Below are 17,342 nucleotides of genomic sequence, written 5' to 3' on the forward strand. Positions count from 1 at the left end.
CAATGAGCGACGGTCCGGTGATCATCGTCGGTGCCGGCCATGGCGGCTACCAGGTCGCGGCATCGCTGCGCCAGGCCGGCTTTGCAGGCCGCGTCTGCCTGATCAACGACGAGGCGCATCTGCCCTATCAGCGGCCGCCGCTGTCCAAGGCCTACATCAAGGGCTCGGCCGGTCCCGAGAGCCTGATGTTCCGCCCCGAAAAGTTCTACCACGACCAGAAAATCGAGCTGATCGCCGGCCGCGCGGCCTCGATCGACCGCGCGGGGCGCAAAGTGCATCTCGCCTCCGGCGAAACGCTTGGCTACGGCCATCTCGTGTTGGCGACGGGCGCGCGCAACCGGCTGCTCGATCTGCCCAATGCCAACCTGCCCGGCGTGAAATATTTGCGCATCCTCGACGAGAGCGAGGCGCTGCGCCAGATCATGCCCTCGAAGACGCGCGCCGTGATCATCGGCGCCGGCTTCATCGGCCTCGAATTCGCCGCCACAGCGCGCATCAAGGGCCTCGAGGTCGACGTGATCGAGCTCGCCCCGCGCGTGATGGCGCGGGCGGTGACGGCGGAGGTGTCGGAATATTTCCAGGCGCGGCATCGCGAGGCCGGCATCCGCATCCACCTCGGCGTGCAGGCGACCTCGATCGAAGCCGAGAATGGCAAGGTCACCGGCGTGTCCTTGAGCGACGGACGGCATCTGCCCGCCGACCTCGTCGTGGTCGGCGTCGGCGTGCTGCCGAACATCGAGCTCGCGGCGGAGGCGGGGCTGCCGGTCGCCGCCGGCATTATCGTCGACGAATATCTTTCGACGGCCGATCCCGACATCTCCGCGATCGGCGATTGCGCGCTGTTCGCCAGCCCGCGCTTCGGCGGATCGCTGCGGCTTGAATCGGTGCAGAACGCGACCGATCATGCCCGCTGCCTCGCGGCGCGGCTGACCGGCGACAAGAAGCCTTATGACGGCCATCCCTGGTTCTGGAGCGACCAGGGCGACGACAAGCTCCAGATCGCGGGGCTGACCACCGGCTACGACCGCGTCGTGCTGCGCGGCAGCCCTGCGAACAAGGCGTTCTCGGCGTTCTGCTACAAGGGCGACAGGCTGCTCGGCATCGAGTCCATCAACCGCGCCGGCGACCACATGTTCGGCCGCCGCCTGCAGGCCATGGACCGCTCGATCACGCCGGAGCAGGCCGCGGACGAAAGCTTCGACCTGAAGAGCGCGCTGGCGTAATCAAGAGGCACCGAGAACAGCCTCGACCTCCGCGGCCGTCGGCATCGACGGCCCCGCGCCCATGCGCTGCACGCTGATCGAGGCGGCGGCATTGGCGAAGGCGAGTGCGGTGCGCAAAGGCACTTCGTCGGCAAGTTGCGCGGCGAGCGCGCCGACGAAGCAGTCGCCGGCGCCGGTGGTGTCGATCGCCTTCACGGCGCGCCCCGGCACGGTGATCTCCTCGCGCCCGGCAAGCGCAAGCACGCCGCGTTTGCCGAGCGTGACGCAGATGGTCTGGTCCTCGCGCACCTGAAGCTGTCGCGCGGCGCCGATAATCTTTGCGGCCTCGTCGCTGTCGGACAGGTCCACGCCGGCGAGGAAGCCGAGCTCGGTCTCGTTCAGCACGAGGATGTCGACCAGCGCGAGCAGCTCACCGGACATCTTCTGCGCCGGTGCGGGGTTGAGCATGGTGACGGCGCCAGCTGCGCGCGCCCGCTGGAAGAACGCGGCAATGCTGGGCAGCGGAATCTCGAATTGGCTCACTGCGACGTCGCCCGCCAGAAGCGGCACGACCTCGACGTCATCCGCGCCGACCAGCCCGTTTGCCCCTGGAATGACGACGATGGTGTTGTCGGCCTCGGCGACCGTGATGATGGCCGTGCCGGTGTGCGCCTCGGCCGTCTCCACGACATAGCCGAGATCGATGCCTTGGTCGCCGAGGAACGTCCTCAGCTCGGCCCCGAACGAATCCTTCCCCAGCCGTCCGATCAACGTCGTCCCGGCGCCGAGGCGTGACGCCGCCACCGCCTGGTTCGCCCCCTTGCCGCCTGGAAAATACAGCACCTGCCGGCCCGCGACGGTCTCGCCGACCTTCGGATGGCGATCGGCCGTCGCCACCACATCCATGTTGATGCTGCCCGCGACGAAGACGCGCCCCATCTGGATCTAGACCCTGACTTCGAACTCGTGCCTGACCTTGGCGATGTCGACCAGCGTCGGCAGGCCGGCCTCGTTGCCGAGGCGCTGGATCTTGAAGGTGGAAGCGGCCCTCGCGAAATCAAAATGCTCGCGCCAGCTTTTGCCGGGATGAGCGAGGTAGGAATAGACATAGGCGCCGTGGAAGACGTCGCCGGCGCCGTTGGTGTCGATCACGCGCTCGCGCGGGATCGGCATCGCCGGCATCACCTGCACCGTTCCGGTCTCGTCGTACCAGAAGAGGCCCTTCTCGCCCATGGTGACGCCGCCGATCTTGCAGCCGCGGCTCTTGAGGTAGTCGAGCATCTTCTCGGGCGTCAGGTCCATCTGCTCGCACAGGCGCTCGGCGACGATGGCGACGTCGATGAATTCCAGGAGCTCATGGGTGTTGGTGCGCAGACCGCCGCCGTCGAGCGAGGTCAGAATGCCGGCCTCGCGGCAGACTTTTGCGTAGTGGATCGCCGCATCCGGCTGGTGGCCGTCGACATGGAGTGCGCGGCAGCCGCCGAGATTGAGCATCGGAAAGGGATGGATGTGCTCGTCGTCGCGGCAGCGGACGATGGCGCGCTTGCCGTCCTTGGGCATGATGAAGGAGAGCGAGGACTGATTGACCTTCCGCCCGTGCAGCGAGATCGCGTATTTCGCGCACATGTCCTGGAACATGCGTCCCAGCCAGTCATTGGCCACGGTCGCGATGAGATCCGGCACGATGCCGAGCTTGGCGCAGCAGAACGCCGCCGTCACGGCGTTGCCGCCGAAGGAGACGGCGTAGTCCGAGGCGACGTGCTTTTCGTCGCCGCTCGGCATGTGGTCGGTGATGAAGACGACGTCGATATAGGTCTGTCCGATGAAGAGAGCCTGCATTGCCTGTCCGTCATGCGCTTGTGGTCCCGGCCGGTGCGCTTACTGTAGCACCGGTTCCGCTCCGGCGGGACGCTGAAATTATTCGCAAAACTGCCGCCCGAAGCGCTTGAGGTCAGCATGGTCAGGGAATACGACCATCACCGGGCAATGCCAAGTCCGGACAAACGCCGTGTTTCGGCCCATGGGTTCCAGGGCCATGAAAGGGGCGATCAAAAGGGGGAAGAATGATCACGGGCCTCGATCATGTCGTCGTTCTGGTTAGGGACATCGGGGCGGCCAAGGCGGCCTACCAGACGCTGCTCGCCCGCGCGCCGGCCTGGCAGAACTCGGGCGAGGGCGCCGATCGCGTGCTGTTCACCCTCGCAAACATGACGATCGAGTTGATGGCGCCGAGCGGCTTCAGCGTGACCGCGGATCGCATGCGGGCACTGCTCGATGACCACGAGGGGGTGCTCGCCAGCCTGTGCTTTCGTGTCGCGGACATGAGCCGGATGCACCGGCGGCTGGAGCGGGTGGCCCTGAACCCCGATCCGGTCGCCGAGGTCGAAAGCAGCGACAGGGAAACAGGCAACGTCCTGCACTGGAAGCGCACACGCGCCGCCACGGAACTCACGCGCGGCGTGCGCATGTTCTTCCTCGAGCTGGCCGACGAGCGCCCGCTCTCCGTCGCCACCGACATCGCGCCGATCGACGCGCTCGATCACGTCGTGGTCACCACCGAGGATTCCGAACGTGCCGCCGCGCTCTACGGCGCGCGGCTCGGCCTCGATCTGGCGCTCGACCGCTCGCACCAGGATTGGGGCCAGTTGATGTTCTTCCGCTGCGGCGACCTCATCGTCGAGGTGGTCCGCCGGCCGGTCGCCGGCAGTGATCTCGCGCATGACCGTCTGTGGGGCCTGAGCTGGCGCGTCGCCGACATCGACGCCACCCGCGCCCGCCTGATCGCTGCCGGCCTCGACGTCAGCGAAGTGCGCAAGGGCCGCAAGCCGGGCACGCGGATCATGACGGTGCGGAATGGGACGTGCGGCGTGCAGACGGTGCTCTTGGAGCGCTCGCCGAAGCCGGTGGAGTGAGTTGTCATTCCGGGGCGTCGCGAAGCGACGAGCGCGGAATCCGTTCATCCGCCCGTTATGAGGCTCGATGGATTCCGGGCTCGCGCCCAAGAGGGCGCGCCCCGGAATGACGGAGCCAACCGGCAACCTTGCGTTCTCAAACGCGCGCGCGCGTGCTACACGCGTCTTGTCAGCACCCCAGCGAGCACCCGGTTTGGCGAAGGCAAAGCGAACTCTGAAATGGCAGCGCGATCCCGAAGGGATGCGGCTGCGCATTCTCGAAGCCGCCAAGCAGGAGTTTTCCGCCCATGGTCTCGCCGGTGCGCGGGTCGACCGCATTGCGGCCAAGGCCGGCGCCAACAAGCGCATGCTGTACTATCACGTCGGCAACAAGGACGAGCTCTACCTCGCGGTGCTCGAAGGCGCCTATGACAAGATCCGCAGCGAGGAGCGGGGGCTCGATCTCGAACATCTCGATCCGCCCGAGGCGATCAGACGCCTGATCGAGTTCACCTGGAATTACTTCCTTCGCAATCCCGAATTCCTGTCGCTGCTCCAGACCGAGAACCTCGCGCGCGCCAAGCACCTGAAGAAGTCGACCAAGGTCAAGTCGATGCACTCGCCCTTCGTCGAGATGATCCGCACCGTGGTGCGGCGGGGCGTCGAGTCCGGCGACTTCCAGGTCGCGGTCGACCCGGTGCAGCTCTATATCTCGATCGCGGCGCTCAGCTTCTTCTACCTCTCCAATTCGGCGACGCTCAGCGTCATCTTCGGCCGCGATCTGCTGGACAAGAAGGCCAAGGACGAGCGACTGGCGCACATGGTGGGCCTCGTGCTGGCTGCGCTGACGGGACAGTCCGTGGCCTTGTTCGAGATCGCGAAGGCGCCGAAGTCGCGCGCTGCGGTGCCGCAGACGGCTTAGCCAAGCTCCTCGCTGTCATTGCCCGCGAAGGCGGGCAATCCAGTATTCCCGAGACGCCGGCGGTTTACGGAGAAGCCGCGGCGTACTGGATTCCCCGCTTTCGCGGGGAATGACACTGAGGGTGGGGCGGTCTCGTGCCCCGGACGCAGCGCAGCACGCAAGTGATGCGCTGCTGAGCCGGGGCCCATGTCACTATCGAGTACGCCGCCGCTGGGTCCCGGCTCAGCGCAGCAACGCTTCGCATCGCAGCGCGTCCGGGACATGGAGGCGATAGTCCCGTCCCCCCAACCGCCCGCACCCCCGGCGCAAAACGTCACAGGGAAAGCTCTGGACAGTATTTATCCAACGGGTTAATTTCTCCCCACAACGAAGAAGACTGCCGGGAGTGAAAATTGGCCGAGCCGAAGCCGCAAAACACCGTTTCCAAGGTGCTGAATGCAGCCTGGGTTCGGCCGTTCTTGTTCCTGGTCTTCATCGTTGTCGCCTGGGATCTCGCGATCCGGCTGTTCAGGATCCCCGCCTACCAGATCCCGTCGCCGCTCGATGTCGTTGCCGTGCTGCGGACCGAGTGGCCGGAACTGCTGCGGCAGTCCTGGCCGACGACCTATGCGACCGTCTGCGGCTTCCTGCTGTCGGCGCTGTTCGGCATTCCCGTCGCGATGCTGATCGCGGGTTCGAAGACGGTGGAGAGCTATGTCTATCCGCTGCTGGTGTTCTCCCAATCCGTACCGAAGATCGCGATCGCGCCGCTGTTCGTGGTCTGGTTTGGCTTCGGCATCATTCCGAAGGTGATTTCCGCGTTCCTGCTCGGCTTCTTTCCCGTGGTCGTCTCGGCCGTGCAGGGCTTCAAATCGGTCGACCCGGACATGGTCGATCTCGCCCGCGCCATGCAGGGCAGCCGTTTTCAGGTGTTCCGCGCGGTGAACCTGCCGCATGCGCTGCCGGCGATCTTCTCCGGCCTCAAGGTTTCGGTGACGCTCGCCGTGGTCGGCGCTGTCGTCGGCGAGTTCGTCGGCTCCAATTCCGGCATCGGCTACGTCATGCAGCGCTCGATCGGCACGTTCGACCTGCCGACGATGTTCGCGGCGCTCGTCATCCTCGCGCTGCTCGGCGTGGTCCTGTTCTGGATCGTCGACCGGGTCGAGAAGCTGGTCATTCCCTGGCATGTCAGCCAGCGCGAGGACGTGATCTTTGCATCCTGACTAGGACAACGAACGGCCACCAACGGCCGACGTAACAGACGGCAAGGGAGAGAAGCGATGAAGCGGTTGATCGGGGCTGTCTCAGCGGTGCTGATGGTTCTTGCGGCCATGCCGGCGCAGGCGGCCGACAAGGTTGTGCTGATGTTGAACTGGTACGTCTATGGCGAGCACGCGCCGTTCTATTACGGCAAGGCCAAGGGCATCTATGCGGCCGAGGGCATCGAGCTCGAGATCCAGGAAGGCCGCGGGTCGGCCGCCACCACCCAGGCCGTCGCGGCGAAGACCGCCGATTTCGGCTATGTCGACGTCCCCACCATGATGCGCGCCGCGATCAAGGGGGCGCCGGTGATTGCGACCGGCGTGCTGCTGCAGACCTCGCCGATGTCCGCGATGGGCTTCGCCGACAAGAACATCAGGAAGCCCGAAGACATCAAGGGCAAGACGGTGGCGATCACGCCGGCGGATTCCATGACCCAGATCTGGCCGCTGTTCCTGAAGAAGACCGGCCTGAAGGAGAGCGACTTCCAGACGGTGGCCGGCGACGGCCAGACCAAGCTCAACGCCGTCATCAACGGCCAGGCTGATCTGCTGCTCGGCTACGTCATGGACCAGTCGATGAAGATCAAGGACGCCACCGGCAAGGACGTTTATCCGATCAAGTTCGCCGACTACGGCATCAACATGGTCTCCTCCGGCGTCATCGCCAACACCGACTACGTGAAGGCCAATGCCGACCTCGTCCGCCGCTTCATGTCGGCGACCACGAAAGCGGTCGAAGCCGCCGAGAAGGAGCCGAAGGCGGCGGCGCAATCGATCCTCGATGCCAACCCCAAGGGCGGCAAGATCGACACGCTGACGCAAGGTTTCGAGCTGACCATTCCGCTCTATCGGACCGCGGACACCAAGGGCAAGCGTCCCTTCCAGGTCACCGACCAGAACATGACGGACTCGGTCAATCTGATGGTCGAATATGGCGGTCTCGACGCCAAGGCCAAGGACAACCCGAAGTCCTTCTACACCAACGATTATCTGCCGAAGAGCGGCTCGTGAAAGCAAAAACCGCCGTCATTCCGGGGCGCCCGAAGGGCGAACCCGGAATCTCGAGATTCCGGGTTCGATGCTTCCGCATCGCCCCGGAATGACGGTTCACACTCAGTGGGCTTGATTGAATGAACTTAGCAGCAATGGCGGCATCTGACGCGCAGCCTGCCGCACATCTGAGACTGGTGAGCGACCGGGCGGGCGATGCATCAGGCATCAAGCTGTCCGGCGTGTCCAAGACCTATCGAACGCGCGACGGCGACGTGCCGTCGCTGCGGCCGCTCGATTTCCACATCAATGACGGCGAGTTCTTCGTCGTGGTCGGCCCGAGTGGCTGCGGCAAGTCGACCTTGCTCAAGCTGATCTCGGGATTGCTGGCGCCGACATCGGGCGAGATCCTGGTCGAGGGCGAGAAGGTGACGGCGCCGCACGGCAATGTCGGCATCGTGTTCCAGAACGCGCTGCTGCTGCCATGGCGCAACATCCTCAACAACGTGATGCTGCCGATCGACATGAAGCGGCTGCCGCGGCCGCAATATCTCGATCGCGCCAAAGCGCTCTTAAGACTGGTTGGGCTCGAAGGCTTCGAGAAGAAGCTGCCCTGGCAGCTCTCCGGTGGCATGCAGCAGCGCGCTTCGATCTGCCGCGCGCTGGTGCACGATCCCAAGATCATGCTGATGGACGAGCCGTTCGGTGCGCTCGATGCGTTGACGCGCGAGCGCATGAATGTCGAATTGATGCGGATCCAGCGCGAGACCAGGAAGACGGTGCTGCTGATCACGCATTCGATTCCCGAGGCCGTGTTCCTCGCCGACCGCGTTCTGGTCATGACCGAGCGCCCCGGTGCGGTGGCCGCGATCTACGACGTGCCGCTGCCGCGCCCGCGCTCGCTCGACGCGATGGCCGATCCTGTGTTTACCGAGCTCGTGCAGCGCATCCGCAAGCACTTCTTCTCGCAAGGTACGTTGGATTAGGCGATGCGACTGGTTTGGGCTGCAACCGCGACGACGGTGCGCCCCCTCCCCCGCCTGCGGGGGAGGGTTGGGGAGAGGGTGTCTCCGCTGGAAAGACTCCCCCAGAGGAAGGAACCCTCACCCGGCACTTCGTGCCGACCTCTCCCGCAAGCGGGAGAGGTGCACCGCATCCGCGGCCAGCTTTGTGGGACCAACTAGCACCATGTCCCCCCGCCTGAAGCTGCGAGACATCGCCTTGTTCGAACGTCCCGTGCAGTTCGCGCGGCCGTTCCGTTTCGGCGCGATCACAATCAACGCGACGCCGCAGCTGTTCGTGCGGGCCGAGATCGAGGTCGAGGGCAGGGGTGTTGCGGTCGGTGCCAGCGCCGAGCTGCTGGTGCCGAAATGGTTCGACAAGCGGCCGGAGCTGTCGCCGGAGCAGACGGTCGATGGGCTGCGACGGTCGCTGGAGATCGCGCGTGGGCTCTATCTGGCGCGCACCGGCTACCAGACCGCGTTCGATCTGCATGCCTCCTGCATCGGGGCCCAGGTGGCAACCTGCGCGAAGAAGAACATTCCGTCGCTCGCAGCAAGCTATGGCCCGGCGGAGATCGACAAGGCGATCCTCGATGCTCTGCTGCGCGGCGTCGAGGCCAGCTTCTTCGACGGCATGGCTGCGAACATCGCCGGCATCGATGCCCGGCTTTCTCCTGACCTGAGCGAGAGGGACATCAGGACGTTTCTCTCCGGCCGGATGCCGCTGCAGCGCGTTGCCATCAGGCATACGGTCGGCCTTGATGATGTCGTTGAGGGCGAGGGCGGCGTTGCCGATCCGCGCGGGAACGCGGGTGCACGCTACTTCAAGCTCAAGCTGTCGGGCGATCCCGTAGCCGATGCCGCGCGCCTGGTGCGGATCGGCAAGGAGCTCGATACGCTCGGTCGCGACACCAGGGTAACGCTCGACGCCAACGAGCAATATGCCGACCTCGCCGTGCTACAGGCGCTGATGGACCAGCTCGATCCCGATCCCGCATTGCGCCCGATCGCTTCGCGCCTGCTCTATGTCGAGCAGCCGATGCCGCGCGACATCACGCGGCAATCGCCGCTCGGCTCGCTCCGCGCCCGTGATTTTATCATCGACGAAGCCGACGATTCCTACGATGCTTTTCCGGCGGCCCGGGCCCTCGGCTATCGCGGCATCTCATCGAAGTCCTGCAAGGGCCTTTACAAATCCATCGTCAATGCCACGCGCGCCGCAAGATGGAGCGCGGAAGGCGAGAGGTTCTTCGTCACCGGCGAGGACCTCACCTGCCAGGCCGGGCTTGCCGTGCAGCAGGACCTTGCACTCGGCGCCTTCATCGGCGTCACCCATGCCGAGCGCAACGGCCACCACTATGTCGACGGCTTTGGCGAGGCGCCGGCCGCGGAAGCGCAAGCCTTCGCGGCCGCGCATCCCGATCTCTATTCCGACGCCGGACAAGGCATCCGCCTCTCCATTCACGACGGCGATCTCCTGACGGGATCGCTTCATGCTGCGGGCTTTGCGACCTCGGTCCATCCGGACTGGTCGGCGCTTCGCCCGCTCCAACAGCCAAAATCACTTCAGGAGTATCTGGCATGACCACCCAACGCCTCGGCCTCATCATGAACGGCGTTACCGGCCGCATGGGGCTCAACCAGCACCTGATCCGCTCGATCGTCGCGATCCGCGACCAGGGCGGCGTCCGCCTGAAGAACGGCGATCGCGTGATGCCCGATCCGATCCTGGTCGGCCGCAGCGCCGAGAAGGTCGAGGCGCTCGCCAAGCGCTTCAACATCACCCGCTGGACCACCGACCTCGACGCGGCACTGGCCGACAACAACGACACCATGTTCTTCGATGCCGCGACCACGCAGGCGCGGCCGGGACTTCTGACCCAGGCCATCAATGCCGGCAAGCACGTCTATTGCGAGAAGCCGATCGCGACGAATCTCGAGGAAGCCGTCGAGGTCGTCAAGCTCGCCAACGCCAAGGGCGTCAAGCACGGCACGGTGCAAGACAAGCTGTTCCTGCCCGGCTTGAAGAAGATCGCCTTCCTGCGCGATTCCGGCTTCTTCGGCCGCATCCTGTCGGTGCGCGGCGAGTTCGGCTATTGGGTGTTCGAGGGCGGCTGGCAGGAGGCGCAGCGGCCGTCCTGGAACTATCGCAGCGAGGACGGCGGTGGCATCATCCTCGACATGGTCTGCCACTGGCGCTACGTGCTCGACAACCTCTTCGGCAATGTCCAGAGTGTGGTCTGCATCGGCAACACCGATATCCCCGAGCGTTTTGACGAGCAGGGCAAGAAATACAAGGCGACGGCCGACGATTCCGCCTACGCGACCTTCCAGCTCGAAGGCGGCGTCATCGCGCACATTAACATGTCCTGGGTGACGCGCGTCTATCGCGACGACCTCGTCACGTTCCAGGTCGACGGCACCCACGGCTCGGCGGTCGCTGGCCTCACCGACTGCATGATCCAGGCGCGGCAGGCGACCCCGAGGCCGGTGTGGAATCCCGACGAGAAGCGGCTACACGATTTCTACGGCGATTGGCAGAAGCTGCCTGATAACGTCAGCTACGACAACGGCTTCAAAGAGCAGTGGGAGATGTTCATTCGCCATGTCTACGAGGATGCGCCCTACAAGTTCACGCTGCTCGAAGGCGCCAAGGGCGTGCAACTCGCCGAATGCGCGCTGAAGAGCTGGAAGGAGCGGCGCTGGATCGACGTCGCCCCGATCAAGGCGTGAGATTGATTGGATAATGCCCCGATGTTAACCAACCCGTCATTGCGGGGAGCGAAGCGACGAAGCAATCCAGACTGTTGCCGCGGAGGCATTCTGGATTGCTTCGCTTCGCTCGCAATGACGGGGAGAGGTTTGAAATCATGACCAAGCCCGTCCAACCCATGTCATCCCTATCGCTCAAGCTGCCGAGGCCCGATCGATCGATCGAGACCTACCGGCTGGCGGCCTCGCGCACGTTCCCGGAGAAGCTCGAGGGACCGCTGAATCGCATCGCCTTCTCCGCTGTGCACACGGTGGCCGATCCCTTCGCGGACAACGATCCCTGGCTCTCGGTTGCTGTCGACTGGGACAAGACCATCGCCTTCCGCGAGCACGTCTGGGACCTCGGCCTCGGTGTTGCCGAAGCCATGGACACCGCGCAGCGCGGCATGGGACTGGACTGGCCGACCTCGCTGGAGCTGATCACGCGCTCGGTCGGTGCCGCCAAGCGTCGCAATGCGCTGGTGTTCTCGGGTGCTGGCACCGACCATCTCGCGGTCGAGGACGCCAAGAGCCTCGACGACGTCATTCGCGCCTATGAGGAGCAGATCTCGGCGGTCGAGAAGGTCGGCGGCCGCATCATCCTGATGGCGTCGCGCGCGCTTGCGAAACTCGGCCGCAATGCCGACGATTACGCAAAAGTTTATGACCGCGTGCTGTCGCAGGTCCGCGATCCCGTGATCATCCACTGGCTCGGCGACATGTTCGATCCGGCGTTGACGGGCTATTGGGGCACCAAAGACCTCGACAAGGCGATGGACATTGCGGTCGCCATCATCAACGGCAACGCAGCCAAGGTCGACGGCGTCAAGGTTTCGCTGCTCGACAAGCAGCGCGAGATCGATATGCGGCGTCGCCTCGACAAGCGCATCAGGATGTATACCGGCGACGACTTCAATTACGCGGAGCTGATCGCCGGCGACGAGCAGGGGTTTTCGCATGCGCTGCTGGGCATCTTCGATGCGATCGCGCCGGCGGCGTCCTATGCGCTGTCGCGGCTGGCGGCCGGCGACGAAGCCGGCTTCCACGACGTGCTCGGCCCGACGGTGCCGTTGTCGCGCCACATCTTCAAGGCGCCGACGCGCTTCTACAAGACGGGCGTCGTGTTCATGGCCTTTCTCAACGGCCATCAGGATCATTTCACCATGGTCGGGGGACAGGAGAGCACGCGCTCCACGCTGCATCTGGCCGAACTGTTCCGTCTGGCTGACAAGGCCGGCCTGCTCTCCAATCCCGAACTCGCGACGCGGCGGATGAAAACCGTGCTCGCCACCCACGGTATCGAACCCTGATGCGCGACTTCTCGTCCGATCACCGCTGGCTGTCGCTGAACACGGCGACGGTCCGCAAGCAGGGTGACCTCATCGCGATCATCGATGCCTGTGCGAAGCACGGCATCCGTGCCATCGATCCCTGGCGCGACCAGGTTGCAACGGTGGGTCTCGAGCGCGCCGCGCGCGCGGTGCGCGAGGCTGGCCTCGATCTGTCGGGCTATTGCCGCGGCGGCATGTTCACCTCGGACGCATCGCGCCGGGGCGAGGTGCGCGACGACAACAGGCGCTGCGTCGACGAAGCCAAAGCGCTGGGCGCGCCTTGCATCGTGCTGGTCGTCGGCGGCCTGCCGCAATATTCGCGGCCGGGCAGCGAAGCCTCGAAGGATCTCACAGCGGCGCGTGGGCAGGTCGAGGAAGCGCTGGCCGACATGCTCGACTACGCCAGGCAGGCGAAGCTGCCGCTGGCGATCGAGCCGTTGCATCCGGCCTATGCGGCGGACCGGGCCTGCGTGAACACGACCAAGCAGGCGCTCGATATCTGTGACCGGCTCGATCCCGGCCGCACCGGCATGCTCGGCGTCGCGCTCGACGTCTATCACATCTGGTGGGACCCGGAGCTGATGGGCCAGATCGTGCGCGCCGGCCAGGATCGCCTGCTCGCGTTCCATATCTGTGACTGGCTGGTGCCGACGAAAGACATCCTCAACGACCGCGGCATGATGGGCGACGGCGTCATCGACATCAAATCGGTGCGTCAAGCGGTCGAAGCGGAGGGCTTTGCCGGCTATTCCGAGATCGAGATCTTCTCCAACGACTGGTGGGACAAGCCGATGGACGAGGTGCTGCGCACCTGCATCGCGCGGCATAAGACAGTAGTGTAGTAACAGGTCCGCTGGCCTCACGGGCTTAGGGACATTGTTGGACTTGCTGGTGACTGCGGGGTTCCCGCACGTTTCCGATGTCGCGCACCGCCCAGGAGTGATAGGATGGGGCACTCACGAAGGTCAAAATGAGGGAGGGAATCATGACGAACTTGGCGCCTTCCACGAGCTTCGACCTCAGAGACGAAATTACTGCGGCTTATGCCGCCTGGGATTCGGCGTTCAACAAAGCCGACTCTAAAGCGGTTGCCGCAGCCTATGTTTCAAACGCTAAAGTACTACCACCAACGCATCAGGTCATATCGGGTCCGGAAGAAATCGAAAATTTCTTCGCTGGACTGTTTTCAGGCGGCTTCACCGATCACAAACTAACGATCATGGACGCGGGTGGAGACGAGAAGGTCGTCTTCAGTACGGCAAAATGGACGGCCGACGGCAGGGGATCGGATGGGAGCCGTCAAAGCGTCGGCGGCCTTGCTGCCCATGTGTTCGAGCGTCAAGCGGACGGCTCACTGAAGCTGAGGTTACATACCTTCAACTGAGCTCGCCGTCCAATCGCTGGGCGCCGCGCGAGGAGACTTCGCGTGGATATAGCGGAATGGCTTCGCGGTCTTGGGCTGGAGCGCTACACTCAGGCTTTCCAGGACGCCGAAGTCACGCCTGATGTCCTGCAAGAGCTGACTGAAGCCGATCTGCGAGAGCTTGGCTTGCCGCTCGGCCCGCGGAAGACGGTGCTGAAAGCGATTCAAGCGCGCTCATCATCGATTGCTGCCGCCCTCATTGGTGCTGGTGAACCAGCTGGACAGGTAAGGCCGTTACTACCGTCAGAGGCGGACCGTCGGCAGCTAACAGTCATGTTCGTCGACTTGGTCGGTTCGACCGCCCTCGCCTCGGGACGCGACCCCGAGGAGGTGCGTGAGTTCATGCAGGCCTACCACAACACCGTGGCGGGTGAGATCGCTCGGTTCGAAGGCCACATAGCCAAATTCCTGGGTGACGGCGTTCTCGCGTATTTCGGTTGGCCGCGGGCGCATGAAGATGAGGCGGAGCGTGCCATCCGGGCTGGACTTCGGGTGACGAAGGCGGTCGCGTCCCTGACGGGCCCGGGCGGCTTAGCGCTTGCCGCTCGCGTCGGCATTGCAACTGGTCTGGTCGTGGTCGGTGAACTGGTCGGCGAGGGAGAGGCTCGCGAGCGCGCTGTGATCGGTGAGACGCCGAACCTGGCCGCACGCCTGCAGGGGCTGGCCGAGCCCGGCGACGTCGTGATTGCCGAGTCAACGCGCCGCCTACTCGGCGAGGCTTTCATGTACCGCGACCTCGGCACGGTGCCTCTCAAGGGCTTTCCCGGACCGGTACAGGCCTGGCTCGTCACTGGGGAGGGCGAAGCCGAGAGCCGTTTCGACGCCCAGCACGGTATGGCCACGACCGCGCTGATTGGACGAGACCAAGAACTTGCGTTGCTCTTGGACCGGTGGGAGCGCGCAAAGGAGCGAGAGGGACAGATCGTGCTGCTCGGCGGCGAAGCAGGGATTGGCAAGTCACGACTCGTGCGGGCCCTGCGCGATCACCTCGCAGGTGCGCCGCATACGCCGCTGAGCCATTTCTGTTCGCCATTCCATGCCAACACTGCGTTGTACCCGGTTATTGGCCTTCTTGAACGGGCGGCGGGAATAAGACGGGAAGATGCTCCCGAAGAACAGCTAGATAAGCTCGAAGCCATGCTCGCTCTTGCGACAAGCGACGTGCATGAGAGCGCACCGGTTCTTGCCGACCTCTTGGCAGTTCCAGCAGGTGGGAGATACCCGCCACTCGCGCTCAGTCCACACCAGAAGAAAGAGCGAACGTTCCAAGCCCTGCTGGAGCAGATCCAAGGCCTGTCGGCAAGGCAGCCGCTTCTTGCCATATACGAGGATGTCCACTGGGCAGATCCTACCATGCTCGAATTCCTCGACCGGGCTGTTGACGAAGTGCAGGGTCTTCCGATTCTGATGATTATTACCTTCCGGCCGGAGTTCCTTTCGCGCTGGACAGGCCATGGACACGTGACGGCGCTTTCTTTGAGCCGACTCGGCCGGAGGCAAGGGGCGGCTGTGGTCGATCGGGTCACGGGCGGCAAAATGCTTCCACAAGAGGTGCTTGAGCAGATCTTGGCCAAAACCGATGGCGTGCCGCTATTTGTCGAGGAGCTCACCAAGGCCGTCATTGAGTCCGGACTGCTCAAAGACCACGGCAGCCACTATGAGTTGATAGGTCCGTTGCCGCCGCTGGCGATCCCGACGACACTGCAGGATTCGTTGATGGCGCGCCTCGATCGGTTGGCGCCGGTCAAGGAGGTCGCCCAGATCGCAGCTTGCATTGGGCGCGAATTTGGGCACGACCTTCTGCGATCAGTTACAGCGCTCGACGAGCATGCGCTGCAGCGTGCTCTCAATGAGCTATTAACAGCCGAGCTCATATTCCGGCGTGGAGCACCTCCGGATATTGGCTACAGCTTCAAACACGCGCTGGTCCAAGATATCGCGCATGAGAGCCTCTTAAAGGGCAAACGGCAGCAGATCCATGCCCGCATCGCTGCAGCTCTGGAAGAACACTATCCTGCCCGTGCGGAGGCGGAGCCGGAAACGATTGCTTCGCACTTTACGCAGGGTGGGTTGGCGGGAAAGGCAGTCGGCTATTGGCTGCGGGCCGGCCGGATTGCAGCGGAACGTTCCGCCAATCTCGAAGCGATCACTCATCTCACAAGGGGACTGGAGGCACTGAAGTCCAGTCCACAAGGACCCGAGCGCGATCGCCAGGAACTCGCGCTGCAAACGGCGATCGGAGGTCCGCTGATCGCTATTCACGGATACACGGCTCCGCAATTGGGCACTGCCTTCAGCAGGGCTCACGCGCTCTGTTATGAACTCGATGACACGGGTGCCTTGTTCGCTACTCTTAGCGGGAAGTTTATTTTCCACTTCGTGCGCGGCGACTTTGGTGCCATGCAGATCCTTGTTGCCGAGGCGCAACGCGCCGCCGAGCGGACCGGCGACACGGCGCTTGATCTAGCTGCACATCGTATGGCGGCGCTCACCGCCATGCATGCCGGCGACTTTCTTACGGCTCGCTCGGAGTTCGAAATGATCTTGAGTCGTTATCAGCCGGACACGCATCGGCCGCCGCCAGTTCACTATGTACATGACCCGAAGGCGTCCGCATTACCCTATTTGGCAATTGTGCTTTGGATGCTTGGCTACCCCGAACAGGCCCAGAGGACCAGCCGCGCGGCGTTTGAATACGCTGCGGAGCTGAATCAGACGAACCTTACCGCGCACGTGCAGGTCTATGGCGGAGCGGGGCCTGCGGAGCTGATGGGCGACACGGCGGCTGTGCATGCGCACGCCGATGCAATCATCGATCTCGCCGATCAGCACAGCTTGAACTATTGGCGCTTGAGCGGCCTCATCCTGCGGGGTTGGGCGATGGCAAAAGAAGGTAACGTGCAGGGCGGCCTGCCGCTCATGCGCCTCAGTCTGAACGAGCGAGCCAGGCTCGGAGCCAGTTGGTACCAGGTCCGTTACTTGTGGATGCTCGCGGCAATGTACCGCCAGTTGGGCGACGACGAAAACGGGCTGGCCACCCTCGCGGAAGCGAAGGCCATTGCTGCGCGCAACGAAGAACATATTTGGGAGGCGGAGCTTGCATGCATCGACGGCGAACTGCGTCGTATTGGCGGTGCTTCAGCTGAGGAGGCCGAGAATTGTTTGCAAGCTGCGCTCATAATTGCTCAACGCCAAAGCGCGAAATCCTTCGAATTGCGTGCGGCCATGAGTCTGGCTCGGCTCTGGCGCGACCAGGGCCGGGTGGCCGACGCGCGGGGCCTCCTTGGTTCCGTTTATGGCTGGTTTACGGAAGGTTTTGAAACAGCAGACCTTCGTTCCGCCAAGGCGCTGATGCAGGAACTTGCTGAGGTCTGATTCCTTCTCGTCGTCGCCCACGATGGCGCATCAACATTGACCTCAAACCCCGGCTTATCAATCGCCAATTCAATCTGCGAAGCTGTGGCAATACGAATGCGATTTTCTTGCTTCCCACATTCCAATGCCATTAACTCGAAGGAGATGGAGCAGTCTCAAGCGATCACGAACACAAATGATGCTCGGCGGGAGACGAGGTCCGCCGCGGAAGGAGG

General features: G+C 63.9%; 14 protein-coding genes. 12 read left to right on the forward strand and 2 right to left on the reverse strand.

Annotated features, from left to right (window positions below):
- Window positions 1-2: 2 nt before the first annotated feature.
- The gene (locus AC066S_RS04465; RefSeq protein ID WP_478268998.1) at window positions 3-1,223 is read left to right on the forward strand and encodes an NAD(P)/FAD-dependent oxidoreductase; all 1,221 of its coding nucleotides are present in this window, start codon (window positions 3-5) and stop codon (window positions 1,221-1,223) included.
- On the opposite strand, the gene AC066S_RS04470 is transcribed toward AC066S_RS04465, so the two are convergent.
- Window positions 1,224-2,141, reverse strand: coding sequence for a ribokinase (locus tag AC066S_RS04470; protein ID WP_478268999.1), 918 nt, complete (start codon window positions 2,139-2,141; stop codon window positions 1,224-1,226).
- A gap of 6 nt (window positions 2,142-2,147) precedes the next feature.
- Entirely contained in the window at window positions 2,148-3,041 is an 894-nt protein-coding gene (locus tag AC066S_RS04475) for a sugar kinase (RefSeq protein WP_257177331.1), read from the reverse strand.
- Window positions 3,042-3,265: 224 nt separating this feature from the next.
- Between AC066S_RS04475 and AC066S_RS04480 the strand changes: the two genes are divergently transcribed.
- The 11 genes from AC066S_RS04480 to AC066S_RS04530 all read left to right on the forward strand — a co-directional run bounded on the left by AC066S_RS04480 (window position 3,266) and on the right by AC066S_RS04530 (window position 17,127).
- Window positions 3,266-4,114, forward strand: a complete 849-nt coding sequence (locus AC066S_RS04480; RefSeq protein WP_478269000.1) for a VOC family protein — start codon at window positions 3,266-3,268, stop codon at window positions 4,112-4,114.
- A 193-nt stretch (window positions 4,115-4,307) separates the two neighbouring features.
- Window positions 4,308-5,015 (forward strand): TetR/AcrR family transcriptional regulator, encoded by a 708-nt coding sequence (locus AC066S_RS04485; protein ID WP_205680463.1) that lies wholly within the window; start codon window positions 4,308-4,310, stop codon window positions 5,013-5,015.
- A 392-nt stretch (window positions 5,016-5,407) separates the two neighbouring features.
- Window positions 5,408-6,217 (forward strand): ABC transporter permease, encoded by an 810-nt coding sequence (locus AC066S_RS04490; RefSeq protein WP_478269001.1) that lies wholly within the window; start codon window positions 5,408-5,410, stop codon window positions 6,215-6,217.
- Window positions 6,218-6,274: 57 nt separating this feature from the next.
- Window positions 6,275-7,267, forward strand: coding sequence for an ABC transporter substrate-binding protein (locus tag AC066S_RS04495; protein WP_478269002.1), 993 nt, complete (start codon window positions 6,275-6,277; stop codon window positions 7,265-7,267).
- A 134-nt stretch (window positions 7,268-7,401) separates the two neighbouring features.
- Window positions 7,402-8,232 carry an ABC transporter ATP-binding protein gene (locus AC066S_RS04500; RefSeq protein ID WP_164718468.1) on the forward strand — a complete coding sequence of 277 codons (831 nt, stop codon included), beginning with the start codon at window positions 7,402-7,404 and terminating at the stop codon, window positions 8,230-8,232.
- A 202-nt stretch (window positions 8,233-8,434) separates the two neighbouring features.
- A complete protein-coding gene (locus AC066S_RS04505; RefSeq protein WP_478269003.1) occupies window positions 8,435-9,832 on the forward strand; it encodes a hypothetical protein in 1,398 nt (465 codons plus the stop codon).
- On the forward strand, window positions 9,829-10,980 hold the full coding sequence (locus tag AC066S_RS04510; RefSeq protein WP_478269004.1) for a Gfo/Idh/MocA family protein: 1,152 nt from the start codon (window positions 9,829-9,831) through the stop codon (window positions 10,978-10,980). The genes AC066S_RS04505 and AC066S_RS04510 overlap by 4 nt, the downstream gene beginning before the upstream one ends.
- A gap of 137 nt (window positions 10,981-11,117) precedes the next feature.
- Complete coding sequence (locus tag AC066S_RS04515) at window positions 11,118-12,308, forward strand: dihydrodipicolinate synthase family protein (RefSeq protein WP_478269005.1); 1,191 nt, start codon at window positions 11,118-11,120, stop codon at window positions 12,306-12,308.
- On the forward strand, window positions 12,308-13,171 hold the full coding sequence (locus tag AC066S_RS04520) for a sugar phosphate isomerase/epimerase family protein (protein ID WP_478269006.1): 864 nt from the start codon (window positions 12,308-12,310) through the stop codon (window positions 13,169-13,171). Before AC066S_RS04515 ends, AC066S_RS04520 begins: the two co-directional genes overlap by 1 nt.
- Window positions 13,172-13,314: 143 nt before the next feature.
- Window positions 13,315-13,713 (forward strand): YybH family protein, encoded by a 399-nt coding sequence (locus AC066S_RS04525; protein ID WP_478269007.1) that lies wholly within the window; start codon window positions 13,315-13,317, stop codon window positions 13,711-13,713.
- A 42-nt stretch (window positions 13,714-13,755) separates the two neighbouring features.
- The gene (locus tag AC066S_RS04530) at window positions 13,756-17,127 is read left to right on the forward strand and encodes an adenylate/guanylate cyclase domain-containing protein (protein ID WP_126256489.1); all 3,372 of its coding nucleotides are present in this window, start codon (window positions 13,756-13,758) and stop codon (window positions 17,125-17,127) included.
- The last annotated feature ends 215 nt before the right edge of the window (window positions 17,128-17,342 follow it).

It is taken from the genome of Bradyrhizobium sp. CFUWI (assembly GCF_056429085.1).

Excerpts from the sequence above, each read along its gene's own strand:
- AC066S_RS04505 (WP_478269003.1), top strand. The coding sequence starts at position 8,435 with ATGTCCCCCCGCCTGAAGCTGCGAGACATCGCCTTGTTCGAACGTCCC.
- AC066S_RS04480 (WP_478269000.1), top strand. The coding sequence starts at position 3,266 with ATGATCACGGGCCTCGATCATGTCGTCGTTCTGGTTAGGGACATCGGG.
- AC066S_RS04470 (WP_478268999.1), bottom strand. The coding sequence starts at position 2,141 with ATGGGGCGCGTCTTCGTCGCGGGCAGCATCAACATGGATGTGGTGGCG.
- AC066S_RS04500 (WP_164718468.1), top strand. The coding sequence starts at position 7,402 with ATGGCGGCATCTGACGCGCAGCCTGCCGCACATCTGAGACTGGTGAGC.
- AC066S_RS04525 (WP_478269007.1), top strand. The coding sequence starts at position 13,315 with ATGACGAACTTGGCGCCTTCCACGAGCTTCGACCTCAGAGACGAAATT.
- AC066S_RS04495 (WP_478269002.1), top strand. The coding sequence starts at position 6,275 with ATGAAGCGGTTGATCGGGGCTGTCTCAGCGGTGCTGATGGTTCTTGCG.
- AC066S_RS04465 (WP_478268998.1), top strand. The coding sequence starts at position 3 with ATGAGCGACGGTCCGGTGATCATCGTCGGTGCCGGCCATGGCGGCTAC.
- AC066S_RS04475 (WP_257177331.1), bottom strand. The coding sequence starts at position 3,041 with ATGCAGGCTCTCTTCATCGGACAGACCTATATCGACGTCGTCTTCATC.
- AC066S_RS04520 (WP_478269006.1), top strand. The coding sequence starts at position 12,308 with ATGCGCGACTTCTCGTCCGATCACCGCTGGCTGTCGCTGAACACGGCG.
- AC066S_RS04510 (WP_478269004.1), top strand. The coding sequence starts at position 9,829 with ATGACCACCCAACGCCTCGGCCTCATCATGAACGGCGTTACCGGCCGC.
- AC066S_RS04515 (WP_478269005.1), top strand. The coding sequence starts at position 11,118 with ATGACCAAGCCCGTCCAACCCATGTCATCCCTATCGCTCAAGCTGCCG.